Genomic DNA, 26,215 nt, shown 5'->3' with positions numbered 1-26,215 from the left:
GCCCTCCTGTAGGCTCTATTCACACCAAGGGTGAAGGCGGCTTACAGAATGCAGGTTGATTACGAGGATGAGGACCTTGAACTCCTTGCTTACGAGTCGACCCACATCACCACGCGGTGGTCCCCAAGTGTTACCAAGACCTTTAGGCGCCGCATCCAGCAGCTTGAAGCCGTTGTAAATGAACAGAACCTGCTTGGGCTTAAGGCTCTCCACTTTGAGGAGCTGAACGGCGGACGCAAGGGCTTCTATTCCATACGGATTCAAATGCAGTACAAACTTATATTCAGGTTCGATCCCGATGACTACCAGCGGTTGATCATCACAGGTGCCGAACCCGCCAACGACCAGCAGAGGAGTGATACTCATGGCACGGCAACTCGCTGAAGCGTTTCCTCCAGGAGAATCCCTCGCCGAGGAACTCGAAACCCGCCATTGGTCGCAAAGCGACTTTGCTCAGATCCTTGGACGCCCGGCCCAGTTTGTTTCGGAAATCATCGCCGGGAAGAAAGAAATCACCAGAGAGTCAGCAGCGCAGATTGGCGCGGCTCTTGATCAACCTCCGCAGTATTGGTTGAACCTGCAGAACGCCTACCTCTTATGGAGTCAAGCGCAGAACGTAGAGAATCGCAAGGAACTGAACGACGTTCGCCGACGTGCTCGAATGAACGACCTGGCCCCGGTTGCGCTCTTGCGCAAACGCAACCTGATAACGGGTGACACGTTGGCCGAGCAGGAAGCTCAGATCTTGGAGTTGTTCCAAATTCGAAGCCTCGATGAAACTCCCAAATTTCTGGCAGCAGCTCGTCGTTCAAACCGCAACGAAGAACCAACACCAACGCAGAAGGCGTGGTTGGCCTGTGCCCGCAAGAACGCCCAGCGAGTAAAGGTTGCCAAGTACGACAAAAACAAACTTAGGCAACTCGCCAGTGAGCTGTCACGAATTGTCGCTGAACCTGAAGAGTTTCAAAGCCTACCTGAGCGGTTTTCCGCCGCCGGAGTACGCCTCGTCTACATTGAAGCTTTCCCGGGAAGCAAACTAAACGGAGCTTCGTTCCTACTTGATGATGATCCTGAGCAGCCGGTCATTGCTCTGTCGGGCCGCGGCAAACGCTTGGACGGCGTCCTATTCACATTGCTGCACGAAGTAGCACATATAGTTCTCGGCCACGTGTCCCCGGATCAGCTATTCATCGATGAAGGCGCCGGGCAGGCTGACGAACCGCAGGAGCAAGAGGCCGACCGGCAGGCAGGTGAATGGCAGATACCAGGCGGCCTTCCTAAGCCACCTAACGTCATACGAAAAGGCTGGATTCAGACTGCTGCCCAGCAAGCCGGCGTACACCCCGTAGTGATTCTCGGTCGCCTTCAGATCGACAAGCTCTTGGACTGGAGAACGGCTCTAGCCAAGGGTGCCCCGACTGTCGATTCCTACTTAGAACGCTGGAACTAACTCGGTCAAGATTTGGATGTAACAGCGAGTTACCTTAGCTTCTGGAAGTTTGAATTCCCTGAGTCCCCGTTTGAAAAATGGAACGGACAAGGTCAGGAGCGACTTAAGGCGCATGTGAATACTCCCCGCCGGATGGATAACCCGCGAAAGGGCTGCAGCAGTTGAAACGGCACTAAAAAGACCGAAGGCGCGCCCGGCCAAAGCCGGACGCGCCAATCGAAGGCAAAACTCCGAAGTGGTTCCTCGCGTTTGGATTTAGTCGATGAGCACCGGCTTGTCACGGTCCGAAGCTTCGATCGGAGCTGTAACCTTCCTGCTCCGGTGGTTCAGCCAGCACCCCACCGCCAAGACAGCCACAAGCCCGAAGGTGCTCAAGAGCTGCGGGCGGGAGTCCTCGCCGATGAAGCCCACTGTGAAGATCGCCGCAAGGATCACCAGACCAAACACCGTGAGCCACGGGAAGCCGGGCATCCGCAGGGGAAGCTCCGTCCCGTCGCGGTCGGCGCGGAGGCGCAACGCCAGCTGGGCGAGGAGCGCGGACGTCCACACCAGCAGGCACGTCGAGCCCACAATATTCAGCAGGACGGGTAGGACCATTGCGGGGAAGGCCAGCTCCAGCACAACCGTGACAACACCGAAGGCAACGCTGGCCAGGACTGCGATAACAGGGACCCGGGCCTTGGACACGGAAGCAAGCAGGCGCGGAGCTTCACCCCGCTCCGCGAGTGAGAACGCCATCCGGGACGCGCCGTAGAGGTTGGCGTTGAGCGCTGACAGCAGTGCCGCCACGGCGACCAGGGTGATCGCGGTGGCCGCGCCGGGCATACCTGCGGCGTCCAGCACCGCGGCGAACGGGCTCTTCAGCCCTGCAGAACCCACGGGAACTACGGCCGCGATCACGAAAATCGCACCGATGTAAAAGACCAGGATGCGCCACAGCACCGTCCGCACGGCCTTTTTCACGCTGCGAGCCGGCTCAGCCGTCTCGGCTGCCGCCACGGACACGATCTCGGTGCCACCGAAGGCGAAGGCCACCACAAACAGCGCCGTCGCAATCCCGCTGAACCCGTTGACCGCGAAGCCCTCCCCCATGAAATTGGCCAGGCCCGGCGACTGCACGCCCGGCAGCCAGCCGAACAGCAGCGAAAAGCCCACCAGCAGGAACCCGACGATCGCCGCCACCTTGAGCAGGGCGAACCAAAACTCGAACTCGCCGAAGTTCTTCACGCTGGTCAGGTTCACTGCGGTGAGCACCACGATGAACACAAAGGCCATAAGCCACACCGGCAGGGCGGGGAAGATAGTGGCCAACAGGCCCGCCGCGCCGAGTGCCTCGGCGGCGATGACCACCACGAGCTGGATCCACCACAGCCAGCCCACTGTGGCCCCGGCCACTGGCCCGTAGGCCTTGGCAGTGTAGACGGAGAAGGCGCCGCTGTCCGGGTTGGCGGCGGCCATCTCGCCGAGCGCCCACATCACCAGGATGATGAGCGTTCCGGCCACAAGGTAGGAGATCAGCACCGCCGGGCCGGCAGCCTGGATGCCGGCGCCGGAGCCGATGAACAGGCCCGCGCCGATGGCGCTGCCCAGGCCCATCATGGTCAGCTGCCGGGGTTTAAGGGCCGCGCCGAGGGCGCGGGCAGACGTCTTTGTCTGGGGTTCCATAAAGGGATTCCTCTTACTTGGTAGGTGGAACGGAAGGAGAAAGGATCAGGAAGCGGGAAGGGGCGCGTGGACTGCGAGGAGCCGGAGCACGCGGTTGTTGGAGGCGGGGTCGGCCACAGTGATCCGCACGCCGTCGCCCTGGTACGCGCGGACCAGAATCCCGGCGGCGTCGAACGCCTCCACCAGCGTCGCCAGAAGCTGGCCGTCGGCGCGGATCCACAGGAAGTTCCCTTGGCTCGGCTGCAGCGCCCAGCCCTGGGCTTCCAACTCGGCGGCCATCCGGGAACGTTCCTGCTTCACCAGGGAGACCCGCGCTGCCATCTCCTCCCCCGCGTCCAGCGACGCGATGGCGGCCTTCTGTGCCAGCGCGCTCACGGCGAACGGCAGGGCGGTGCGGCGCAAACCTTCGGCGATTGCCGCCGTCGTAATGGCGTACCCGACGCGCAGCCCGGCGAGCCCGTAGGCCTTAGAGAAGGTGCGCAGGATGCAGACGTTCGGGTACCGGCGGTAGAGCGCCAGGGAGTCGGGGCCGCTGCCGGCGTCGGCGTATTCCACGTAGGCCTCGTCGATCACCACCAGGATGTCGGAGCGGACGGACTGCAGGAAGGCCTCGAGGCGGCGGTGGCTGATCGGCACGCCGGTGGGATTGTTGGGGGTGCAGAGCAGGATCACCCTGGTGCGGTCCGTGACTGCGGCGGCCATGGCGTCCAGGTCATGGCCCTCGCCGTCATCCAGCGGGACGCGGACCGGCCGGGCGCCTGCCAGCTCCGCCAGGATGGGGTACGCCTCGAACGAGCGCCATGCGAACACCACCTCGTCCCCGGCGTCGCACAGTCCGGTGATGATCTGCTGCAGGACGCCCACGCTGCCGGGCCCCACCGCAACCTCCTCCGCGGTGACGCCCAGGTGCCGGGCAATCCGTTCGCGGAGTTCGACGGCGGCCATGTCCGGGTAGCGGTTCATCCTGCCGGCCGCCTCGGCCACCGCGGCAGTGGCAGCAGGCAGGGGCCCGTAGTGGCTTTCGTTGCTGGCGAGGGCGGCGATGTCCGCTCCGACGCTGCGCCGGCCGGGGACGTAGGCCGGCAGGCCGGTCACCGCGGCGCGCAAGGTGGGCAGCGCGGTGGCGGGTTGAGTCAGGATCTGTTCAGGGCTCATGAGGTCCGATCATGGAAGTGACCCGGACCACATTGCAAGGTAGGCTTCCGTGCTTGGGACTTCTGCTCAACTTCTAGTATTTCTGGTGAAAATATGACCATTACTGCCTCCCGCACACTCGATTCGCTCGACGGCAGGATCATCCTTGCCCTCGACAAGGACCCCGAAGCCAGCGCCCTGGCACTCTCCCGGACACTCGGCGTCGCCCGCAACACCGTCCACGCCCGGCTGGCGCGGCTGGAGCGCAGCGGCGCGCTCCGCTCCTTCAGCCGCAGACTGGACCCGGCCGCGCTCGGCTACGAGCTGATGGCGTTCCTCTCGCTGGAGATCAGCCAGACGCGCTTCGGCTCCGTGGAAAGCGGGCTCGCCGCCATCCCGGAGGTCATCGAGGTGCACGCCACCACCGGCGACGCGGACCTCATGGCCAAGGTGGTGGCCCGCGGCACCGCTGACCTCTACCGCATCACCAACCAGATCCTGGAGATCGACGGGATCCAGCGGACCAGCACCGCCATCTCCGTCATGGAACTCATGCCGCCCCGGTACGACGGGCTGATCAGCCGGCTGACGGAGCAGGAGACTGCCGCTTCCAGCTAATGCGGGGTGACCCGCGCCACAAGTGGGCATTTTGGCAGTTTCACTGCTTTCCCCCTGCCAAAAGTCCCAGCTGCACTTTCATGTGTTGCCGATCTCTCTGGCGCACAGCAGGATTCCTGCATGACTTCACTTACCGTCTCCGGCCGCGTGGCACAGGTTCTCAGCAGCTACGTCAGCGACGTCTTCGGTGTCATGGGCAACGGCAACGTCTACTTCCTGGACGCCGCGGAGCAGCAGGGCCTGCGCTTCTCCCCCGTCCGGCACGAGGGCGCCGCCATCGCCGCTGCCGACGCCTACTACCGGGCCTCGGGCCGGCTCGCCGCGGGCACCACCACCTACGGCCCCGGCTACACCAACGCGCTCACCGCCCTCGCCGAGGCGGTCCAGGCGCAGATCCCGGTGGTGCTGGTCACCGGCGACGCCCCCACCACCGGCGCTCGTCCCTGGGACGTGGACCAAGCGGCCATCGCCGCCGGCCTCGGCGCGGCCACTTTTGCCGTCACCCGCGACGCCGCGGGCGCCATCACCCGGCAGGCGGTGGAGTACGCACTCTCCCGGCGCACCGCCGTCGTGCTTGCCATCCCCTACGACCTCGCCGCACTCAAGGCTGAGGACGGGGACCTTCCGGAGCCGACGGCTTTGAAGGTGACGGACGACGGCGGCACGGACCTTGCGCGGGTTGCCCGCCTGCTCGCCGGTGCCAGGCGGCCGCTGATCCTGGCCGGCCGGGGTGCGCACCTCGCCGGGGCCGGGCCGGAACTCCGCGAACTCGCCGACCGGCTCGGCGCACTGACCGCCGGGAGCGCCCTCGCGCTCAACCTCCTCAACGGCGAGGGGTACCTGGGCGTGGCCGGCGGTTTCGGCACCGACACCGCGGCCGGGCTCATGGGCGAGGCTGATGTGGTCCTGGTGGCCGGGGCGAGCCTGAGCCCATTCACCATGCGGTTCGGGCACCTGATCGGTCCGGATGCGACGGTTATCCAGATCGACACCGCGGTGGTGCCGACGAATCCGCGGGTGGATGTGTTTGTTCGTGCGGATGTGAAAGTTGCTGCTTCCGGGCTGTTGTCTCTGCTGGACGGTGACGCTGCCGGGGCATGGCGAGCTGAAGCATCGCGGCGTCTGGCCTCCGGGCCGGGCCACGCTGCAGGTTCTACTTCGACTGTGGACGGGCGGCTGGACCCCCGCGCCCTCGCCTCTGCGCTCGATGTCGTGCTGCCGGAGCGCCGCACGGTTGTCCAGGACGGCGGGCACTTCATCGGGTGGGCGCCCATGTACTGGAACATCCCGCGGCCGCAGGACCTGGTGATGGTGGGTACCGCATTCCAGTCAATCGGGCTGGGCCTGGCCAGCGCCGTCGGGGCAGCCCGTGCCGTGGAGGACGACCGAACCCTCGTGCTGGCCTCCGGCGACGGCGGCTTCCTGATGGGCCTGTCCGACCTCGAATCGCTGATTGGTGCGGCCCGCAGCGCCGTCGTGGTGATCTTCAACGACGCCGCTTACGGGGCCGAAATCCACCAGTACGGCTCGCAGGGCCTGACCGAGAAGCCCATGCTGATCCCCGAGGTGGACTTCAGCGGCGTTGCACGGGCTTTGGGTGCCGAGTCAGCCGTTATTCGCTCGCTCGATGACCTCTCCGCGGTGCAGGACTGGATCGACGCCGACGCGCGTGGGACTTTCGTGGCCGACTGCCGGATCACCCCCTCCGTCCGCGCCCCATGGCTATCCGAGTGGATGGCGGCATCCCAGGAAGCGAAGGCGGTCGTGGCTGGCTAGCGCCGAATTCAGTGCGCGATGTCAGTCTAATTCAACTTTCGCGCGAGGCAATCAGCAATGATTACGAATTTGCCGACTCGAGTTCTACTATATTCTTCCGGTCCCAAAATACTCCGTTGCTCAAAGTAGGGCACTCGAGCAGTTGGCGGGGGCAGAAAAAATCAACACAAAAAGTAGAGGTCTTGCGCCCAAGGCTGCCCTAGGTTCTCCAGAAATACCGAAAGAAATTGAAAAACCATCTCTTTCACCGGCGGCCATCCCGGATCAGAGCGTGCGCCCACTATTGTATTCCTCCCCGGGCGCTTAGAACAACCTAACCTGTCCAACTGGCTCCATAAGCCGATTGGTGGCCAAAGTGCGATTAGGAAGGCGATAAAGCAGCAGAAACCGCGCAGAATACAATTAGGTTGCCCTGGGGGATCCAAGCTAACTAAGAAATTCGATGCTTTAGAAAGAAATTCTAGAGCAGTTACCTTTTCGATTTCATACAGCCACTGGGGTGCTCGGCTGCATTCTTGGGGCCTGTCCATGCCGACGCGATGCAAGGCACGCGCAATGCACCGACCAAGGCCCCCCTCCGATTGTCATTACTAGGCGGAGTACTTAGGGCTTACAACCAACTTCGGCAGGCAGGCTGCTTACCATACTGATGAAGAGCACCTGGGCAAGCGATATCAAAAACCAACTGCTGACCTTCAATGGTTACATAGACCCCGTTGAGGGCAAGGAACAGCATGAGCAGACGGGAGCAGGATTTGCAGAGCAAGACTTTGGCTCCTCACCAGATGCCGAAGACGAACCCGGCGTGAGGCTGAACTCGCCGGCCCTAGGCGAGATAGCCACAGCGTTAGGAAAGGCAACGTTCGGCAAGTAAAGCCAGCTGTCGATGGTCTTGGGCCTGAAGTTCACTTCGGGCAGGCGACCATCAGCATGGAGCTCCAATCGAAGCCGAGGATCTTGGCCTGGATGTCAGCCGCCGGGTCACCTTAAGGACCATGACGTCCTCGTCGGACTTAAGATGCGGAGGAATCGCCGACTCATCACGAATGCAGGTTGCCCAGTTCGCCAGCCAAGACAGCTCCATATTTCAGCCATCGTAGCGGAATCTTAGGCATGTTCCATGACCCACATCGAATGCAAAAGAAATGACCACGGCCTCCTATAGTCGAACTGTAGGCCTGTTGGGGCCTAGGCCACTGAAGGCTTATTGGAGGCCTCAAAAGAAGGAGCCAAATGTTCAACTTCCTCTCCACGCCAGTAGGTGTAGGAGTTCTAGTTACGGCAACAATTTCTGCGCTGTGCCTGATTTGGGGCTCCCTTTCCGCAGAACAGCCTCCAGGTCATGCTCGGAAGCGCTTCCGCACTCTGCCGCTTATGATTTTGGTGGCCGCTGGATGCTCCTCACTCTTCCTAATCTTCTTTGCCCTCGCCTTTGGCTCATCGGAATTTCTCGCATCGCCATCATCGCCCGACATCAAAGCTCAGGAGTCGTCGGGCGCCACTCCTGCCGCTGGACTACGGATTGCACCAATCACAGTTGCCGCAGGCCTATTTGGGGGTGTTCTGTTCATCGCCTTCACAGTGCTTAAGTACCGAAGCCACGTCCAGGCAGATGAGAAACTGCGTATCGAACAACGCGCCTCTCAACTAGAGACGGCCGATCATTTCAGTGGACGTTTTGCACAGGCCGCTGAAATGATGGGGTCTGAAAGGGCAGCCACACGAATGGGTGGCGTATATGCACTTGCCGCACTGGCCGATGAATGGGAAGAGAACCGGCAGCAATGCGTTGATTTACTTTGCGGTTATCTCCGAACACCCATGCAGCGGAGCTTGCCTACCTCCTCGTCGCAGCAAGCAAGTGCACAGAAAATTGAGCTTCCTCCACCCGCATCCATCCCCAGATTTATGGTTCCAGAGCCTGCAGAACAGAGCACGCCAACCCTTGGGTTAGTCCAGAAATATCGACAAGCCCGGGCCGATCTTGCAAGCCAGTACAAACGGGCAGCAGTCGACGAACTTGCGATTCGGCGCGCCGTTTTGTCATCTATAGCGCGTGGAACCAAAAGACCATTGGAAGATAAATCCAGCTGGTCGAAAATGTCCTTCGATTTTGGTGAATGCTTCCTTCCGAGCGTTGACTTGGCTGATTGCCAGTTCCTTGAGCGAGTGAATTTCAACGCGGTCACCTTTATAAGCTCCGTTGACATGCGCCGTGCGCACTTTGCTCAGCAAGCTCAATTCACAGGTTGCTACTTCAACCATAATGCTACGTTCACTGGCGTCACATTTGCCAAAGGCGTGTCCTTCCGAGCAGCGCAGTTTAATCTTAACGCGGACTTTACTGGCGCTTCTTTTGGAGGAGCTATGTTGTTCGCTCATGTTGAGTTCAAGAAGGATCCCGCCTTTAGCCGCGCTTCTTTGGCGAGGAGAACGGGTCGGCCATTTAAATCACAGCTTCTTGCAAATTGGCACGGTGCAACCTTCGCCGAATCCAAATCAGCGTGCCCCGATCTGGATAATTCCATTTGGAAGTTGTTCTCCATCGTCCAGCGAGACTGCAGAATTATTTGTGAGCAGCCGCATCCGGACCGTCCGCTAGGCATCCCTCATGAAGCTCCGCTCTAACAGCGCAGAGTGGTGGCCCGGCGAGTGACCGCTAATGCACTCAATGCTCCAACGCGGCATAGATAGAACGCGGATGGGATTCGCCTCGGGCGCGGACAGCTGGTTTCACCTGGGTGGAATCCCCTTGTCTTGGCAGCTGCGGCGGAGGAAAGGGCCTTGCGGCCATCGATTCCAGCAAACTTAGGGTTCACGAATGACTAGACCGAGGGTGAGCGATTGACGTTTCCTCTAAGCGGACACGGTCATGTGTAATCAGCGTGGCGGATGGGCCGCCTGCCGATGTCCTCGACGTCCCCCGCCGAGCCACAGGCCGTGAACCGGCTGTTGAATTGGCGGCTGCTGTTCGAGTGCGCTGTCACGCACTATGCGGCGGTGAATGCCACGCCTAAGCTGGACGAGCTGGATCGGCTGACACAAGAGAGTCCAGCGGCGTAGCCTGAACCCATGGACGCCGACATCCGGCAGCTCCGGCTCCGCACCGGCATCACGGTGCCGTGTCTCGTTCAGGACACTGGCAGGACCGGCACTCCCCTGCTGTTGCTCCACGCCTGGGGCGAATCCCGCAAGAGCTTCGACCGGCTGATCCCCCTGCTGACCGGCTGCAAAGTCTATGCGCCGGACCTCCGCGGCCAAGGCGACGCGGACAAGCCACTGAACGGCTACTCCCTGGCGGAGCAGGCTGAGGACGCCGCCGCAATCCTGGACGCGCTCGACCTGCCGCACGCCGCCGTCGTCGGCTCCTCCAGCGGCGGGTACGTGGCCCAGCAACTCGCCGTCGCACACCCCGAAAAGGTCGCTGCCCTCGTGCTGGTCGGGTCTCCGCTGAGCATACTGGGACGGCCCGCCTTCGCCGACGAGGTGGACGCTCTGACCGACCCTCTCGACGAGGCGTGGGTGCGAGAGTCGCTGGCCTGGTTCCCCCGGGTCCACGACGTCCCCGCCTGGTACGTCGAGGACCGCGTCCGCGACGGCCTCAACATGCCCGCGCATGCCTGGAAAGCGATCCTCAACGGACTCTGCCAAGCCAACCCGCCCACGGAATCCGGAACCATCCAGTCGCCCACGCTCCTCCTCTGGGGCGGGCAGGACAACCTGTTGCCGCGAACGGACCAGGAAACACTGGCCGGGCGGATTCCGGGCGCCGTGCTGAAGGTCTACCCGGACGTGGCACACCTGGTCCTGTGGGAATGCCCCGAGCGGGTGGCAACAGACATCATCGGGTTCATCAGCCCGGTCGGCTGACTGCGAGCGCGTCAGGACGCTCGGCGGAACTCCCCCGGCCGGACCTGGAGATGGAAGGGCAGCGGCAGCTGGATCGGCTTGTCGCCGATGGGCTGGTCGAGCAGCTCGTTGATGGAGCTCTGCCCTTCCAGTTCGCCGTTCCGTTTGTTGCCCATGCAGTCGACGCTAACGGCCACGGGACCGGTCCATCGCGCAGGACACGCCTGCAAGGCTTGCCCGGGAGAGCGCCGGGCCGCCGTCGAATACTCCCGCGGCCAAGCCGCGCCACGAAGGCGAACGGGCGCAACGGCCCGTTCACCGCCCGGACAGGTGCGGCCACCCGAATGTTCATGTGCCGTGTATTGACTGAGGGAGACCTCGTGAGGGGCGCGGTACCAGGTTTCCAGATGATGCGCCCGCCCCTCCGTATCTCGCACACAGCAGTAAGGCTCTCATGACAAACGGTATGCCCCGCCGCGGAATTTTGAAGACCGGCTCGGTCCTAGGACTCGGCGCTTCGGTAGCAGCGGTCACTCCCGCCCACGCCCTCGCTCCGACGTCCCAGCGCGCCAAGAAGGGCAAGTACTTCTGGCTGAACGGCGACCACCATGTCCACACTCTCTTCAGCAACGACGGGAAATACCGCGTCCAGGACCACGTCCGGCAGGCCATCCGCTACGGCGTCGACTGGCTGGTCCTCACCGACCACGGAAACGTTGCCCACTCCCAGCTCAGCACCGAACAGATCGTGCCCCTGATCGAGGAAGTCCGCAAGGAGTTCGGCGATTCGATCCTGATCTACCACGGCCTGGAGTGGAACATCCCGGGCGCCGAGCATGCCACGGTCTTCGTGGCACCGGGCCGCGACGATGTCGCCGTCATGAAGGAAGTCGAAGCGCGCTGGGACGCCCGGGTGAAGGGCACCCGCGACGGAACCGCCGCCAACGAAGCCCTGGCCCTGGAGGGCATCCGCTTCATGGGCGAGGCCCGCGCCAGGAAACGGGTTGAGGACATCCTCATGATTCCCAACCACCCCTCACGGCAGGGCATCGACTCACCGCACGAAATCCGGGCCTGGATCCAGGCCGCACCGGACGTGGTCATCGGCATGGAAGGCGCGCCCGGGCACCAGGCCGGCGGACTGCCCGCGCCGCACGTCGGCAGCCGCGCACGGGGACTTTACGACGGCGGCCCCGGCACCTTCGCCTTCAATGGGTACCCCACGGAGGCGTACCGCACGTGGGGCGGCTTCGACTGGATGACTGCCACCGTGGGCGGCGTGTGGGACAGCCTGCTCGCCGAAGGCCGGCTGTTTTCCGTCACCGCCACCTCGGACAGCCACAACGTCTACCTGGACACCACCACCCGCGGCCCGGGCAGCGACTTCGACGCCAAGGGCCGCACCGAGGACCCTGTCTACAGCGGAGCCGTGGACCTCACGGAAAACGACTTCTGGCCCGGCTACTACAGCCGCACGCACGTGGGAGCCGAAAAAGTCAGCCACGCCTCCGTGATGCAGGGCCTTCGTGAAGGGCGGGTCTGGGTGGACCACGGCTGCCTGATCGACGCCATTGATGTGAGTGTTGCGGACCAGGCCAAGTCGGCCACGCTGGGTGGGAAGCTGGCAACCAGGCGCGGCCGGAAGGTCACGCTCACGGTGTCCGTCACCCCGGCATCCCAGCCGAACTTCGCAGGCTTCGTTCCTGAACTGGCCCGGGTTGATGTCATCCTGGGCAAGGTGACCGGTCCCGTGGCGGACGCTGACACCATGACAGCACCCGATACCCGCGTGATCACCCAAATGCCCATCAAGGACCTGACGCTCCGGAACGGCACCTATACCTGGACCCAGGAACTCGAAACCCCCTTCGACAACTTCTACGTCCGCCTTCGCGGAACGGACGGAAAGAAGTCCCAGCCCGGCTTCCTCGGCGCAGACATCGACCCCGCCGGCCCGGCCATCGATGAGATCGGGAATGCCGATCCCTGGGAGGACCTGTGGTTCTACACGAACCCGGTCTTCGTGGAGGTCAGCAAGTAGCAGTCGCTTCCGGCCTACGGAGCGACCTCCCGGCAGCCGGGTCACGCAGGTGGCCCGACTGCCGGTTGGTAGCAGGAAAGGGATGGTCCGGCACCCGCCCGGGCGCCGCCGTCGTACGCCCTTCCTCTCTGGCCCCGCCGCACCCCCGGTGGGATAATTCTGTCCATCCTTCGGACAGGAGGGGCCATCATGGCCGGCCTTGGTGCTCTTCGACCTGGCCGCCGCTCCCGGGCATTCACGCCCCGGCTCCTGGCGGCATTGCTGGTGCTCGCGCTGGGGGTGCTGTTCGCTCCGCTGGCGCGGGCCGTCGACTACGGGCACGACGTCTCGTGGCCGCAGTGTCCCGGCGGCCTGCCGATGCCGCCGGACACCACCGAGTTCCTGGTGGTGGGCCTGACGCGCGGGCTCGCCTTCACCGAGAACCCCTGCCTGCAGCAGCAGTACCAGTGGGTGCTGGACCGCGGCATCCGCGCCCAGGCCTACGCCATGGCCACGTTCCCCACCGCCGCCCAGTACGACACCTACGGCGGCAGCGGGCCCTACCCCGCCACCACCCGGCCGGACCGGCTCCGCAACGTGGGGTACGCCGAAGGCCGCGCCGCCCTCGCCTCCCTCAACACGATCGGGTGGCGGCCGGAACGGATCTGGGTGGACGTCGAGCCCCGCCCGGCGCAGCCCTGGCCCAGCTCCACAGCAGCCGAACGGCAGGACAACCGGTACGTCATTTCCGGGCTCCTGGCAGCCCTGTCGGACGCCGGATTCCCGTACGGTTTCTACTCCTATGCGAGCGCCTGGGACGCCATCACCGGATCGTGGCAGCTCCCCGGCATCCCCGTCTGGTCGCCGGCCGGCCGCCTCGACTTTCCCAGCGAAGCCTCCGACCTCTGCGTCAACCCCAGCTTCTCCGGCGGCACCGTCCACCTCACGCAATGGACGGACGGCACCTACGACTACAACATGACCTGCACCGGCGTTTACCAGGCCCACGTCGCTGGCGTCGGCTGGCAGCCCAGCGTCGCCGACGGTGCCACCGCAGGGACCACCGGCCAGGCACGTCCCATGGAAGCGCTGCGCCTATCGGTCGCCGGAGACCGCCTGTCCGGTGACATCCTCTGGCGCGGGCACGTCCAGAACGTGGGCTGGCAGGAATGGACGACGGCGGCGTCCGCTATTGGTACGACAGGTCTCGGCCTGCGCCTCGAGGCTTTCCAGGTGCGGCTCACGGGCGATCTCGCCTCGCAGTACAGCATCAGGTACCGCGCCCACGTCCAGAACATCGGCTGGCAGCCCTTCGCCGTCGACGGGGCTACAGCCGGCACGGTCGGTCAGGGCCTGCGGGTTGAGGCCGTCACCATCGAGCTGGTTCCACGGATCCCGGCGGCGTTCACCGCCCAGTACACCGCCCACGTCCAAAACATCGGCTGGACACCCACCGTTGCGGACGGGACCGTGGCAGGCACCACCGGCCTGGCCCTGAGGGTGGAGGCCCTGCGCCTCACCGTCGCGAGCACCGCCTACGCCGGGGACATCCAGTGGCGCGGGCATGTGGAGAACGTGGGCTGGCAGCCGTGGGTCTCCTCGGCCAACCCCATCGGCACCACCGGGACGGGACTCCGCCTCGAAGCTTTCGAGCTCCGGCTGACCGGTGCGCTGGCTGACCATTACCGCATCTACTACCGCGCGCACGTCCAGGACGTGGGCTGGCAGCCCTGGACGGCCGACGGCGGCACCGCCGGTACCACGGGCGCGGGCAAGCGGATCGAGGCGGTACAGATCCTCCTGGCCCCCAAGGCGGGCTAGGGTCACCAGAGCCGCCGGCCCGTGCGATAGGCCACTTCCCGCGCGCGTCAGGAATACCGGCACCTGCCCACGCGGTTGCCCCAAGCATGAAGGCAATCACTTACAGCGAATACGGAAACCCGGACGTCCTCGAATACGGCGACCAGCCGATGCCGAAGGTGGGGCCCGGCATGGTCCTGGTCAAGGTCAAGGCAGCGGCCGTGAACCCGGTGGACTGGAAGATCATGGCCGGCGGCCTGGACGCCGTCATGGACCTGCAGTTCCCCGCCATCCCCGGCTGGGATGTCGCCGGAGTGGTGGAATCAGTGGGCATTGACGCCCGGCAGTTCCAGCCCGGCGACGAGGTCATCTCCTACGCCCGCAAGGACTACGTCCACGGCGGCAGCTTCGCGGAATACATCGCCCTGCCGGAACGCCTCCTGGCCCGCAAGCCTGCCACCCTCGACTGGAACGAGTCGGCCGGCCTGCCGCTGGCCGGCCTCACGGCCTACCAGGTCCTCCACCGGCTGGGTCTGAAGGACGGCGAAACAGTCCTGATCCACGGGGGCTCCGGCGGCGTCGGCTCGCTGGGCATCCAGATCGCCGTGGCCCTGGGCGCCAGCGTCATCGCCACCGCCTCGGCGAAGAACCACGAGTTCCTCCGCTCCATGGGCGCCGAGCCTGTGGCCTACGGCGACGGGCTGGCAGACAGGGTCCGCGCGCTGCGTCCCGACGGCGTGGAGGTGGTGGCCGACTTCGTGGGCGGAAACCTCGACGCCACCCTGGCGGTGCTCGCCGAGAACGGCCGGCACGCCTCCATCGCCGACAACGAGGTGGAACAGCACGGCGGCGACTGGATGTGGGTGAACCCGGTAGGCGCCGACCTGCAGAAACTCGCGGACCTGGTGGACAGCCGGAACATGCGCGTGGAAGTTGCCGAGGTCTTCCCGCTGACGAAGGCCGCGGATGCCTTCCGCTCCAACATGGAAGGCCACACCCGCGGCAAGATCGTCGTCGCGGTGGACCAGGACTCCTAGGCAGGGAGCCTGCCTGCCGGCGGACCGATGGCAAGCACCGCCGGGATGGGCCATGATCGGAGCATGAGCCGCTCCGGTAAACCCCAGTCCTGGTGGATCCCGCCGGCCCTGCGCGGTTACAAAGCCGGGTGGCTGCGGCACGATGCGGTGGCAGGGGCCGCGCTCTTCGCGGTGCTGGTCCCCGCGGGCATGGCCTACGCGCAGGCCGCCGGGCTCCCGCCGGTGACCGGACTTTATGCCACGGTGGTGCCCCTGATCGCCTACGCGATCGTGGGTCCATCCCGGGTGCTGGTGCTGGGCCCGGACTCGGCGCTCGCCCCGATGATCGTCGCCGCCCTGATTCCCCTGGCCGCGGCGGATGAACAGCGGTCCGTCGCCCTCGCGGGCCTCCTTGCCATACTGATCGGCGCCATCATGCTCATCGGTTCGGCGCTGCGGCTGGGCATCGTCACGGGGCTGCTGTCCAAGCCCATCCGGCTGGGCTACCTCAACGGCATCGCCCTGCTGGTGGTTGCCTCCCAGCTGCCCGTCCTCCTGGGCATTTCCGTGGACGGTGACACCCCTTGGGACAAGCTCCTGGCCGCTGTGCCGAAGGTGCTCGACGGCGAAACCAACCTGACGGCGCTGCTGCTGGGGCTCGCCTCGCTGGCACTCATCCTGGTGCCGCGGTGGCTGAAGTGGAAGGTCCCCGGCGTGCTGATCGCCGTCGTCGTATCCTGCCTGGCCGTGGGCCTGCTGGGACTCCGCGACAGCGTCAAGGTCACCGGTGCCCTGCCGCAGGGGCTCCCGTCCCCGGCCCTTGGCGGCATCGGCTGGGCCGACGTCCTGGCACTGCTTCCCGCCGCCGCCGGCATCGCCCTGATCGTCTTCGTGGACACCGGAACCCTGTCCCAATCTTTGGCTGCGGCCCGGAACGGCAAGGTCTCCGGCAACCACGAGATGGCGGCCCTCGGCGCGGCCAACGCAGCCAGCGGCCTCTTCGGCGGCTTCCCCATCTCCGCCAGCACCTCCCGCACCCCGGTGGCAGTGGATTCCGGATCGAAATCCCAGCTGACAGGTGTGGTGGGCGCCCTCCTGGTCCTGGCCTTCATGCTGGCGGCGCCCGGCGTCACCGAGTTCCTGCCCGCCGCCACGCTGGCCGCCATCGTCATCGCCGCGGCCGCCGGAATCGCCGACCCCGCCGGGGTGCGCCGGCTGGTCAGCATGAGCCGCAGCGAATCGCTGGTGATGCTGGCGGCCTTCCTCGGCGTCACCATCCTGGGCGTCCTGCCGGGCATCGTCGTGGCCGTCGGGCTGGCCATCCTGGACTTCCTGCGGCGGGCCTGGGACCCCTACCGCGCCGAACTGGTGGATGTCCCCGGCGTGCCCGGCTACCACGACGTCACCCGCCACCCCGAGGGCGAGCGCATCCCCGGCCTGCTGATCCTGCGCTTCGACGCCCCGCTGTTTTTCGGCAACGGCGCGCTGCTGGGATCCTTCGTGCGCGACGAACTGGACGACGCCCCGCCCGGCACCGACCGCGTAGTACTGGCGGCCGAGCCCGTGACCGGCATCGACACCACCGCCCTGGACGAGCTGGTGGAACTCGACGAATGGCTGGAACGGCACGGCGTGGACCTGGTGTTCGCGGAAATGAAGGGCCCGGTCAAGGACAGGCTGCTGCGGTACGGCATGGGCGCCCGCTTCTCCCCCGCGCACTTCTATCCCACCACCAGCGAGGCCGTGCGGGCTTACCAGCGGGAGAAGCGCCAGGCGTAGCCGCGGCACCCCACCCGGGCGCCGCCGTCGTATGCCGTTGCCCTACATGACGGTCGGCTTGTCCGGCCGGTTGTGGGACGCCCGTGCGGCTTCGAAGCTCTCCTCGAACGGCAGCGATTCAAGGTCCAGCAGCGGATCGTTGTCCTGGTTCTCCACCAGCCTCCGGGCCTCCTCCTGCGAGTCGACGCTGGGCATGGACCCGGGCAGGTGCCGGCCTGCGGATTCGGGCAGGAAGTAGATGGCGACGGCGGCGATCACGGCCACGCCCATGAGGTAGTAGGCGATGGTCATGTCGTTGCCGGTCAGTTCGATGAGCGCCGCGATGATGAACGGTGCCGTGCCGCCGAAGATGGCCACGGCGAAGTTGTAGGCGATGCCCATGGCGGAATAGCGGTGCTCCGTGGGGAACAGCGCCGGCAGCGCGGAGGCGAGGTTCGGCACCGAGAACGCCACCGGGAAAGCGATCAGCGCCAGGCCCAGGAATGTCATGGGAACACTGCCGGCCGCGATCGCCAGGAACGCAGGAATCGCGAACACCGCCGTGCTCAGCGCACCAATCCACAGGACCTTGCGACGGCCGATCCGGTCCGAGAGCCGGCCCGTGAACGGAATGCAGAGCGCCATCGCCACCAGCACCGGGATAGTCAGCAGCGTGCCGTCCACCTCGCTGTACCCCTTGTTGCTGGTCAGGTACGTGGGCATGTACGAGGTGAGGGCGTAAGCAACGGTGTTGGCGGCCGCGGCCAGGATCATGGCCAAAAGGATGGGCCGCCAGTGCGCCTTCAGAATGCCCAGCGGGCCAACGGGCTTGAGCTCCTCCCCCGTTTCCGGATGCGTGGCCGCCACGGCCTCGGCTTCCATGGTGGCCTTGAACGCGGCAGATTCCTCGATCTTCATCCGGAAGTACACGGCCACGGCACCCAGCGGTCCGGCCACCAGGAACGGCAGCCGCCAGCCCCACGCCTCCATCTGCTCCTGGCCCAGCACCAGCTGCAGAATGGACACCACCAGCCCGCCGGCCGCGAACCCCAGGTAACTGCCCATGTCCAGGAAGCTGACGTAGAAGCCGCGGCGCCGGTCCGGGGCGTGCTCGCACACGAACGTGGTGGCCCCGGAGTACTCGCCGCCGGTGGAGAAACCCTGCACCAGCTTCAGGACCACCAGCAGCACCGCCGCCCAGATGCCCAGCACCGCGTAGCCGGGCAGCAGGCCGACGGCGAACGTGGCGGCGGCCATGATCATCAGCGTCATGGCCAGGACCTTCTGCCGGCCGATCTTGTCCCCGAGCCAGCCGAAGAAGACCCCGCCCAGCGGCCTGGCGATGAAGGTGGCGGCGAAGGTACCCAGCAGGAACAGGTTCTGCACGGCCCGGTCCGCCTCAGGCAGGAACACCGGGCCCATGGTGGTGATCAGGTAGCCGAACACGCCGACGTCGTACCACTCCATCGTGTTGCCCACGATGGTGCCGCCGAGCGCTTTTTTGAGCGTCTTGCGGTTCACCACGTTGACGTCGCTGATCTTCAGCCGCCGCTGCCTGTTGTGCTCTGTCATGGCTCACCGCCGCATCGCTCAAAGCCGGGCACGCGCCGTCGTCATCTCCGGCCCGTGTGGCCGGCGGCAGCCCAACTCTTCCGATCATCCCGCCGCTACGGGAGTGCCGCAAGCATGAATTAGGCACGACGGCGGCGCGGCCGTCAGGCGGGTCTCCTACCTCGCGCGCCGGGTAAAGGTCCCCAGGCCCGTCCTGTTGTAGAAGTCCAGGACCACCTCCTGGGACGAGCCACGGCGCGGCTCAGCGAAGACCGCCCCGGCCAGGCCGTTGCCGTTCTCGCCGATGCTCTCGAAACTGAAGGTGTCGCCGTCGAAATGCGTCAACGGGAAGGTGGTCTGATTCCCGTCCGGGCCCATCCTCATGGCGAGCCCGCCGTCCTGCTCGAAGACCATCAGCGGGCCGTAGTAGGAGTTGGCATAGGTGCCCGTGTACCGGCGGTTCGGCCCGGCCGATGTGGGGTTGGCCGGGAGTTTGCCGTAGTCGATCTCCGGTTTGTCCGCCTCATCCTGCTGGCGGAAGATGCCGGCGATGAAGGGCAGCCAGTCCACGGTGGGCGCACCGTTCTGGGCCGTGTCCATGAAGTCGGCGTTGATGGCCTCCGGGATGCCCTGCGGCCGGCCGTTGGTCAGGGTCACGATGGCCAGCTGTTCGCCGGGCAGCATGGACACGGCAGTCGCCGCTCCGAGGTTGAAGGCACCCGAGTGCCCCAGCTGCACGCGGCCTTCGTCGTCGTAGGAGACGTTCCAGCCCAGCCCGTAGAAGCGAGACCTGGCCGCCGGGGCCGCGGCCGGCCCGGAGACGGAGTGCGGCACCCGGGTGGTCTGCAGCGCGGCGGCGTCAATCAGTGGGGTGCCGGCGTAGGTGCCGTTGCCCAGCTGCAGCCGGAGCCACTGGGCCAGGTCCCGCACGGAGGAGCTCGCGCCGCCGGCCGGGGCTTCGGCGTCGGGATCCCTGCGGTACTTCGCAGCCCACTGCTTGTCCCCCACCGGCACGTGCAGGACGGCCCGGTTGGCCGCCTTTTCATAGTCGGCCAGCCGGTAGCTGGAGGAGGCCATGCCCAGCGGGCCGAACAGGAGCTTGTCCGCCAGGTCCTCCCACGGTGTGTCCATGGCATCGGCCGCCGCCTGCCCGCCCTCGGTGTAGCCGAAATTGCTGTAGTGGTAGCTGGACCGGAAGGCATCGAGTGGCTGCTGGTGGAGGTGGGACAGGATGTAGTCCCGGTCGAAGCCGAGGTCCTCCAGCAGGTCGCCCGCGCCGGTCTGCAGTCCGCTGCGGTGGGACAGCAGGTCGGCGAAAGTGGCGTTCCGGGTGACGTAATCGTTGTTGAGGGCGAAGTCCCTGTTGTACTTGATCACCGGGTCCGTCCACGCGACCACTTTCCGGCCCACCACGCCCGCGATAACGGTGGATGCCAGCGGCTTGGACACCGACGCCACCTGGAACACCGTCTCCGGCGTGACCTGGGCGGGCTTGCCCACTTCCCGGACGCCGAAGCCCTTCGCGTACAGCACCTCGTCCTGATAGACGACGGCGACAGCCAGGCCAGGCAGTCCGGTTTCGGCGAGCACGTACCCGGCCAAGTCATCCAGCCTTTCCAGCGCCCTGTCCACCTTGGCCCGGTCCAGCCGCGGCGGCACCTGTCCCGGCGGGGCGGGAAGCAAAGCGGATGGCACCGACGCGGTCTGCTGCCGCGGTGCGTTGCCGGCGGCCAGGAGGGGCACTCCGGCAGCACCGATCCCGGCGGTCTTGAGGACGGTGCGGCGGGTGGGGAAAACAGAACCACTGGTCATGGCGAATCCTTGATCCTCAGGCGGTGAGCACTTTCAGAAGGCCCCAGCCGTCCCGCGCCTTAATACTGGACCCGGCGCCCGGGCGGTGCAATGGGCACCCGGCTTTAGGGCTTCCGGCCTATCGCGGTTCCGGCGCCGGGGCAGTAGGGTGGGCCCACGCCCGCGCAATTCTGACCCAGCAAAGAGGCGACTCCCATGGCCACCGCATCTGTTCCGCACACCCGCCCGCAGCCCAGGACCCGCTGGCTGGTTCCTGCCAGCCTCATCCTCCTCAGCCTGGTTCCCCTCATCGCCGGCACGGTCCGCCTCACCGACCTGGCCGGAGGCGAGGTGCGGCCGGACAACGCCCGGTTCTTCGATTCACCCGTTCCGGTGCTGATCCATGTGCCCACGGTCACGTTGTACCTGCTGCTGGGCGCGTTCCAGTTCGTCCCTTCACTGCGCCGGGGCAAGCGCGGCAAACGGAGCTGGCACAAGGTGGCGGGCCGCATCCTGGTGCCCGCCGGCCTGCTGGCGGCCCTGTCCGGTTTGTGGATGGCCGTGTTCTACGACCTGCCTCCCCTGGACGGACCGCTGCTGCTGGCCCTGCGGCTGGTATTCGGGTCCGCGATGGTAGCGTTCCTGGTCCTCGGGTTCCTCGAGGTTCGGCGCCGTAACTTTGTCCGGCACAGCGAGTGGATGTCCCGGGCGTACGCCATCGGTATCGCCCAGGGCACCATCGTGGTGGTGACCATCCCCTGGATTGCGCTGGTGGGGCCGGTGACCGAGCTGAGCCGCGGCCTCCTGATCGGGGCGTCGTGGGTGCTCAGCCTGGCGGTGGCCGAGTACTTCATTTACCGCCGGGCGCATAAGGCTGCCCGCCGGCCCCGCACCTCTATCCGGACGGTGTAGCTTCGGCGGCCGGGACCAGCCGGTAGGCGAACCGGGCTGACGGACTGCCGACAGGGTCGATGGTGATGTCCAGTCCCTCGGTGGGCAGCACCACCGGCGACTTCAGCACCGTCCCCTCACAAATGATGTTTACCGGCGCCTGGATCTCAGCACCTGCGGCGGTGGCCAGTGCCAACCCGGCGTACGGGGTCCCGTCACAGACAATGTGGAGCTCGTACCTACCGGGTTTGGCCATCAGAGTCGACGTGAAAACCGTGTTCCCGCGGTGGCTGCCGCTCAGTTCACCGGGAATCCGCGGCTGCAGCTGCTGTGACGACCACTCCGACAGGTCCTTCAGCTCCGACGCCCGCGGATCCGGGTTTGCCTGGATCTTGACGCCGGTGGCGGACGGCTTGCCTGTGGACGGAACGGCGCTGATGGTGACGGGGCCGCCGTCGTGCCTCATGAAGCGGTCCAGGGTGTCAGTGCACTCGAAGTACGAAAGCTCCGGCACGCCGTCCTCGCCGGTGATGGTGAGCTTGGCTCCGTAGGTTCCCGCGCACGCACCGGTGACCATGTAGTCCCCCGGCGCCAGCACCAGGGTCAGCTTGCCGGCCGGTTCCTCGTCCGATGGCATGCCCGGTTCGTCGGGCGCGGTCCCGAGCAGGCGGGCAACCTCGCCTGCGTTCTCCTCGAAGGAGCGCGGCTCCGGTGTTGCGGCGACCGCGGGCGATGCCGGTTGCTGTTCGTCCGGCCCGCTGTACTCGCACGCTGCAAGGAGCGTGACCGCAACCGCCCAAGCACCGATGACACCCCGGCGCCGAGCCGGCTTTCCCCCAGAAGCTGACATGCGTTCGAGTCTAAGCCCGGCCGGAGCCGGAAGATGCGCAGGCCCCTAGACTGAAAAGCGGCTTTGCCCCTACTCGACGACAGGACCGCACCCATGACCCTCGTCCTCCGCAACGTCCGCCCCTGGGGCGGGGACCCCGCCGACGTGACGCTCGACGGCGGGGCGATCACCGCCGTCGTGCCCGCCGCGCAGCCGGGGGCTGCTGCGCCGGACGGGGACACTGAGCTGGGTGCCGGCGTCGTGGACGGGCGGGGCCGGATCCTGCTGCCATCCTTCTCCGATGTCCACGTCCACCTGGACTCCACCCGGCTGGGGCTGCCGTTCCGCCCGCATTCGGGTTCGCCGGGCGTGTGGAACATGATGCTTAACGACCGCAATAACTGGCGGGACGCGGAAGCCTCCATCACGGAGCGTGCCACCCACACGCTGGGCGCCATGATCAAGCGCGGCACCACGCGCGTGCGCAGCTACGCCCAGGTGGATGCCGACGCCGGCCTGGAGCGTTTCGAGGCGGTCCTTGCCGCGCGTGAAACGCACCGCAGCCGCGCGGACGTTGCAGTGATCGCGTTTCCGCAGGCGGGGCTGCTGCGCGAGGCTGGCAGCACTGAGGTGCTGGAGGAAGCCCTGAAACTGGGTGCGGACGTGGTGGGCGGGATCGACCCGTGCGCGTTGGACCGCGATCCGGTGAAGCACCTGGACATCGTGTTTGGCCTCGCGGAAGAGTACCGCAAGCCGGTGGACATCCACCTGCACGAGCCCGGGCAGCTGGGCCTTTTCAGTATCGAGCTGATCCTGGAGCGAACGCGCGCGCTGGGTATGCAGGGGCTGGTCACCGTCTCCCACGCATTTGCGCTTGCGGACCTGCCAGACGGCAAGCTGGACGGGCTGCTCGCGGAAATGGCTGAGCTGGATGTCTCGGTGGCCACCGTAGCTCCGGCAACGCCGCTGCCCCTGGAACGAGTGACTGCGGCGGGCATCCGGGTAGGCCTGGGCGAGGATGGGCAGCGCGATTACTGGTCGCCGTATGGCAACGCGGACATGTTGGACCGTACCTGGCAGCTGGCGTTCACCAACAGGTTCCGGGCTGACGAACTGATAGAACACTGCGTGGCGGTGGCGACGATTGGCGGGGCCAGCGTCATCGATCCGGCGGCTACGCGGCTGTCCTCTACGGCGGACCGGCCAGGACTTGCGGTGGGAGAGCCCGCGGAGCTGGTCCTCGTGGAGGGCGACACTGTGGCCGCCGCCGTCATGGACAGGCTCCCGGGCCGCACGGTGATCCACCGCGGCAACGTGGTGGCGGACGGGCTCCAGCTGGTCTGACCCTGGCGCGACAGCCCATGACCAAACCGCCGGCACCCAGTAACCTTTGCCGCGGATGCGACTTCAAAAGGCGTACCCATGTCCAGCTAAGAGGGCGCATAGTTGGAAGATGACAGTTCCTTACACCCGGGGCGATTCCTACAGCAGCGAGGCTTCCCGGAAACATATCAAGCTGGCGCTCGAGAATTACGGTGCAACTGACATCATCTTCGGTCAGCGGGGAGTGCTCGGCGCTGTCGCTTTCAAGGGTGACGGCCGGCAGTTCCGCATTGTCATGCCGCTGCTGCAGTCCGAAGGGCCGCTGGCGTTACGGGTGGACGTCGCGGACAGCCACCTTCGTGAAACAAACGCGAAAGTCCTGGAGCGCGTGAATCGAAAATCCTGGCATGCCCTGGCCGCCGCGATTGATGCCAAGCTCGGAGCAGCGTCGGCAGGTATCGCCTCACTTGAGTCGGAATTCCTGGCCCATGTGGTCCTCCCCGGGAACCAGACAGTCCTGGACGAACTTGAGTCCGTCATCGATTCTGCCTACCGTTCCGGGCTGCGCCTGTCCTTCGACCATCCCGTCCTGCCGTAGCGCACGCGCGGCCGCCCGGCCTGACCTGGTGCCTGCCTTTCCGTCCCGTCCCGTCCCGAACTGGCAGTACGTCGCCGAGCGAATTTTCGGTGCTGCCATATTCCGGTCCTTCTGACGGCAAGAGGGCGTAGACTCAAAGTACTTCGGGACGTCGTGACTGGACATCCGATTCTCCGATCAACGAGCCCAGTTCTCCTGCAGCCCCTTCGCTGCCTGCCGCCGGTCCAGCCTCCAGGCTGAATACGGCAGCAGCGGTGACCTGGGACATTGAGGGCGGCCAGCATTATCGTAAGCGGCTTGTTCCCTCCTCCGCAGCGGCCCGGCCCCGGGCCCTGCCTCACCAGTCACAGCCGTTCCGTGAACCACGGGTCCGACGGTGCATTCCCAAGAACGCAGGCCGAGCGCCATGACCACCCTACAAACCTCTCCTTCCCGCGCCGATTCGGCGCTCACACTCAGCGGCGTCCTTGCGTCGGCCTTGCCACATGATCTCCACACGGCACAGGGTCCCACCCGCTACACAGTCCCAGCCGTGTTCTCCCGCCGTCCGCAGCCACGGGAGATCGATCTCCTGCACGGGAGCGGTACCCGGAAAGATCTCGAAGAGGCGGGCTACAGCCACATCGACCTCTCTGTTTCTGACCGACGGCTGCTGATTGGCAACACCAACCTGGCGGAGCTCAAGTCGGGCCTGGCGCATCTGGTGGGGGACATCCTCGCGGGCGTGTCAGCGCAAGCAGCCCAGGAACGCCAGGACCGCACCGAGGAACTTGACGCCTTGGGAATGGTCGAAGAACAGCGCCTCGAATTCTTGCGTAATGCTGCCGCCGAAATCCATTTCGACTGACCGTCCCGTCCACTGACAGACAACCCGAAAGGCTAGCCATGACAGAGACACGCCTCCGAGACCAGTGGCACCGGCTTCCCGCGACTGTGACGGATTGGCTGTTCGACAACCCCGGCTGTGTGATCATCCCGCGGACAGTATCCGCGGAGATCAGCGCCGCCCTCGATCAGCCACTCACCTGGGACGTCCACGGGGAGACCAGCCTCAGCGACGAAGACGTGAAATTCATCCGCATGAAGGCGCACGAACACAGCTCCGGGAAGCAGGATACCGGTTACACGTTCTTCGACTCCGTGCAGCCCTGACATAGTGGAAGGCAGCCGGCTCCTCTGCGTCGGCTGCCTGGCCAGCTGGTGCTCCTCAGAGCACAATGGGTTAGGCGCTCAAATGGTGGCGAGGGCTCCATGGGCGCTCTCAACCAGTACCTGCGTTCCTGCCTGGCAGTGCACCACTTCGCCGTCAATCTGACACGGCGCAGCGTCCCGCATGGTGAACTCATACGTGCTGACGCTCGGCTGCCGCCCCAATCCCAGCGTGACCGCGCGCAGCGTCATCAACGCCATCTTCCACCGCCCGGCGTGCGGTAGAGTCACCACTTCGAAACGCCCGTCATCCGGTTGGTCAGACTCACTGACCGTCCCATACTTCGCCATCCGGGAGATGTTGGCCAGGATCAAGCTGTCGAACCGGGCGGTGGCACCATCCGCGCGGACCAGCTCAAAAGGCCTGAGCTTGGACAACGTCCGCGCCACGGAGACGAGTTCCAGGACTTTCCCCTTGCCGCCCTTTTCGATCCCCACTGCCATCAGCGGCGTGAGCCCGAACCCGACATAGGAGTGGGCGTACCGTACGTCCTGGCGGTCACCGTCCCGGAACGTGACGCGGAGCAGGTCGATGCGGCGGACACTCGCCTCCCGGATCGCCTGCGGGAGCGACTGATCCGGCAGGCTTCGATGATGATCGTTGGCGTTGCCCGCCGGCTGCACGGCACACACCGCCCTGCTTCCTGCGACGTCCATGACGCCGTTCACCACCTCGTTGTACCCGCCGTCTCCGCTTACGGACACCATCAGCGGCGCGCCCAACCCTGCTTCTGTCCGCGCAAGCTCGCGGGCGTGCCCAGCGTGAGTGGTGGGCAGCACGCTGACCGGGAGCGACGGAAATTCCCGGTTGAGCATGCTTTGAAGGTCCTCGATCCTGGCATGCATGCCAGGTTTGCCGGGATTGAATATTAGGACCACACGGTCAAAAGCTGCAGCCAGTGCCGCATCGTCAGCCATAACGCAACCAGCCCTTCGA

At 65.6% G+C, this 26,215-nt stretch carries 23 protein-coding genes; 16 read left to right on the top strand and 7 right to left on the bottom strand.

The window, feature by feature from the left end; genetic code table 11:
* Positions 1-48: 48 nt before the first annotated feature.
* Positions 49-384 carry a type II toxin-antitoxin system RelE/ParE family toxin gene (locus ACHL_RS05435; protein ID WP_015936297.1) on the top strand — a complete coding sequence of 112 codons (336 nt, stop codon included), beginning with the start codon at positions 49-51 and terminating at the stop codon, positions 382-384.
* Entirely contained in the window at positions 365-1,450 is a 1,086-nt protein-coding gene (locus ACHL_RS05430; RefSeq protein ID WP_015936296.1) for an ImmA/IrrE family metallo-endopeptidase, read from the top strand. The genes ACHL_RS05435 and ACHL_RS05430 overlap by 20 nt, the downstream gene beginning before the upstream one ends.
* 255 nt (positions 1,451-1,705) lie before the next feature.
* Here the strand turns inward: ACHL_RS05430 and ACHL_RS05425 are convergent, their stop codons facing one another.
* Together ACHL_RS05425 and hisC are read right to left on the bottom strand one after the other, a co-directional pair.
* On the bottom strand, positions 1,706-3,115 hold the full coding sequence (locus tag ACHL_RS05425) for an amino acid permease (RefSeq protein ID WP_015936295.1): 1,410 nt from the start codon (positions 3,113-3,115) through the stop codon (positions 1,706-1,708).
* Positions 3,116-3,160: 45 nt separating this feature from the next.
* Positions 3,161-4,270 (bottom strand): histidinol-phosphate transaminase, encoded by a 1,110-nt coding sequence (hisC, locus tag ACHL_RS05420; protein ID WP_015936294.1) that lies wholly within the window; start codon positions 4,268-4,270, stop codon positions 3,161-3,163.
* A 93-nt stretch (positions 4,271-4,363) separates the two neighbouring features.
* Here hisC and ACHL_RS05415 point away from each other — a divergent pair, with 93 nt between their 5' ends.
* From ACHL_RS05415 to ACHL_RS05400, 5 genes are all read left to right on the top strand, one after another.
* On the top strand, positions 4,364-4,867 hold the full coding sequence (locus ACHL_RS05415) for an Lrp/AsnC family transcriptional regulator (RefSeq protein ID WP_015936293.1): 504 nt from the start codon (positions 4,364-4,366) through the stop codon (positions 4,865-4,867).
* A 120-nt stretch (positions 4,868-4,987) separates the two neighbouring features.
* Positions 4,988-6,643 carry a thiamine pyrophosphate-binding protein gene (locus ACHL_RS05410; protein WP_015936292.1) on the top strand — a complete coding sequence of 552 codons (1,656 nt, stop codon included), beginning with the start codon at positions 4,988-4,990 and terminating at the stop codon, positions 6,641-6,643.
* Positions 6,644-7,292: 649 nt separating this feature from the next.
* Positions 7,293-7,517, top strand: coding sequence for a hypothetical protein (locus ACHL_RS05405; protein WP_015936291.1), 225 nt, complete (start codon positions 7,293-7,295; stop codon positions 7,515-7,517).
* Between the two features lie 359 nt (positions 7,518-7,876).
* On the top strand, positions 7,877-9,271 hold the full coding sequence (locus tag ACHL_RS24125; RefSeq protein WP_015936290.1) for a pentapeptide repeat-containing protein: 1,395 nt from the start codon (positions 7,877-7,879) through the stop codon (positions 9,269-9,271).
* 444 nt (positions 9,272-9,715) lie between these two features.
* Positions 9,716-10,513: an alpha/beta fold hydrolase gene (locus ACHL_RS05400; RefSeq protein ID WP_015936288.1), complete on the top strand. Its 798-nt coding sequence runs from the start codon at positions 9,716-9,718 to the stop codon at positions 10,511-10,513.
* Positions 10,514-10,524: 11 nt separating this feature from the next.
* Here ACHL_RS05400 and ACHL_RS24120 read toward each other — a convergent pair whose 3' ends face one another.
* Positions 10,525-10,668, bottom strand: a complete 144-nt coding sequence (locus tag ACHL_RS24120) for a hypothetical protein (protein WP_167534768.1) — start codon at positions 10,666-10,668, stop codon at positions 10,525-10,527.
* Between the two features lie 278 nt (positions 10,669-10,946).
* Between ACHL_RS24120 and ACHL_RS05395 the strand changes: the two genes are divergently transcribed.
* The 4 genes from ACHL_RS05395 (at position 10,947) to ACHL_RS05380 (ending at position 17,107) form a co-directional block, all read left to right on the top strand.
* Entirely contained in the window at positions 10,947-12,533 is a 1,587-nt protein-coding gene (locus ACHL_RS05395) for a PHP domain-containing protein (protein ID WP_015936286.1), read from the top strand.
* Between the two features lie 189 nt (positions 12,534-12,722).
* Positions 12,723-14,333, top strand: a complete 1,611-nt coding sequence (locus tag ACHL_RS05390) for a hypothetical protein (RefSeq protein ID WP_015936285.1) — start codon at positions 12,723-12,725, stop codon at positions 14,331-14,333.
* 86 nt (positions 14,334-14,419) lie between these two features.
* On the top strand, positions 14,420-15,349 hold the full coding sequence (locus ACHL_RS05385) for an NADP-dependent oxidoreductase (RefSeq protein WP_015936284.1): 930 nt from the start codon (positions 14,420-14,422) through the stop codon (positions 15,347-15,349).
* A 63-nt stretch (positions 15,350-15,412) separates the two neighbouring features.
* Positions 15,413-17,107 carry a SulP family inorganic anion transporter gene (locus tag ACHL_RS05380; protein WP_050767069.1) on the top strand — a complete coding sequence of 565 codons (1,695 nt, stop codon included), beginning with the start codon at positions 15,413-15,415 and terminating at the stop codon, positions 17,105-17,107.
* A 42-nt stretch (positions 17,108-17,149) separates the two neighbouring features.
* On the opposite strand, the gene ACHL_RS05375 is transcribed toward ACHL_RS05380, so the two are convergent.
* Both ACHL_RS05375 and ACHL_RS05370 read right to left on the bottom strand, forming a co-directional pair.
* Positions 17,150-18,658 (bottom strand): MFS transporter, encoded by a 1,509-nt coding sequence (locus ACHL_RS05375; RefSeq protein WP_015936282.1) that lies wholly within the window; start codon positions 18,656-18,658, stop codon positions 17,150-17,152.
* Between the two features lie 156 nt (positions 18,659-18,814).
* A complete protein-coding gene (locus ACHL_RS05370) occupies positions 18,815-20,449 on the bottom strand; it encodes a serine hydrolase (protein ID WP_015936281.1) in 1,635 nt (544 codons plus the stop codon).
* 195 nt (positions 20,450-20,644) lie between these two features.
* Between ACHL_RS05370 and ACHL_RS05365 the strand changes: the two genes are divergently transcribed.
* Positions 20,645-21,340 (top strand): DUF2306 domain-containing protein, encoded by a 696-nt coding sequence (locus ACHL_RS05365; RefSeq protein WP_015936280.1) that lies wholly within the window; start codon positions 20,645-20,647, stop codon positions 21,338-21,340.
* On the opposite strand, the gene ACHL_RS05360 is transcribed toward ACHL_RS05365, so the two are convergent.
* Entirely contained in the window at positions 21,324-22,169 is an 846-nt protein-coding gene (locus tag ACHL_RS05360) for a hypothetical protein (RefSeq protein WP_015936279.1), read from the bottom strand. The genes ACHL_RS05365 and ACHL_RS05360 overlap by 17 nt on opposite strands.
* A 93-nt stretch (positions 22,170-22,262) precedes the next feature.
* Between ACHL_RS05360 and ACHL_RS05355 the strand changes: the two genes are divergently transcribed.
* The 4 genes from ACHL_RS05355 (at position 22,263) to ACHL_RS05340 (ending at position 25,221) form a co-directional block, all read left to right on the top strand.
* Positions 22,263-23,492 (top strand): amidohydrolase family protein, encoded by a 1,230-nt coding sequence (locus ACHL_RS05355; RefSeq protein ID WP_015936278.1) that lies wholly within the window; start codon positions 22,263-22,265, stop codon positions 23,490-23,492.
* Positions 23,493-23,601: 109 nt separating this feature from the next.
* Positions 23,602-24,069, top strand: coding sequence for a hypothetical protein (locus ACHL_RS05350; protein WP_015936277.1), 468 nt, complete (start codon positions 23,602-23,604; stop codon positions 24,067-24,069).
* Between the two features lie 406 nt (positions 24,070-24,475).
* On the top strand, positions 24,476-24,916 hold the full coding sequence (locus ACHL_RS05345) for a hypothetical protein (protein WP_015936276.1): 441 nt from the start codon (positions 24,476-24,478) through the stop codon (positions 24,914-24,916).
* Positions 24,917-24,954: 38 nt separating this feature from the next.
* Positions 24,955-25,221: a hypothetical protein gene (locus ACHL_RS05340; RefSeq protein ID WP_015936275.1), complete on the top strand. Its 267-nt coding sequence runs from the start codon at positions 24,955-24,957 to the stop codon at positions 25,219-25,221.
* A gap of 78 nt (positions 25,222-25,299) precedes the next feature.
* Here the strand turns inward: ACHL_RS05340 and ACHL_RS05335 are convergent, their stop codons facing one another.
* The gene (locus ACHL_RS05335) at positions 25,300-26,196 is read right to left on the bottom strand and encodes a diacylglycerol/lipid kinase family protein (protein WP_043793792.1); all 897 of its coding nucleotides are present in this window, start codon (positions 26,194-26,196) and stop codon (positions 25,300-25,302) included.
* Positions 26,197-26,215: the final 19 nt, after the last annotated feature.

The sequence above is a fragment of the Pseudarthrobacter chlorophenolicus A6 genome (assembly GCF_000022025.1).
GTDB classification, from domain to species: Bacteria; Actinomycetota; Actinomycetes; order Actinomycetales; family Micrococcaceae; genus Arthrobacter; species Arthrobacter chlorophenolicus.
The sequence above is the reverse complement of the archived record's forward strand: the minus strand, read 5'-3'. Positions and strand labels throughout refer to the sequence as shown.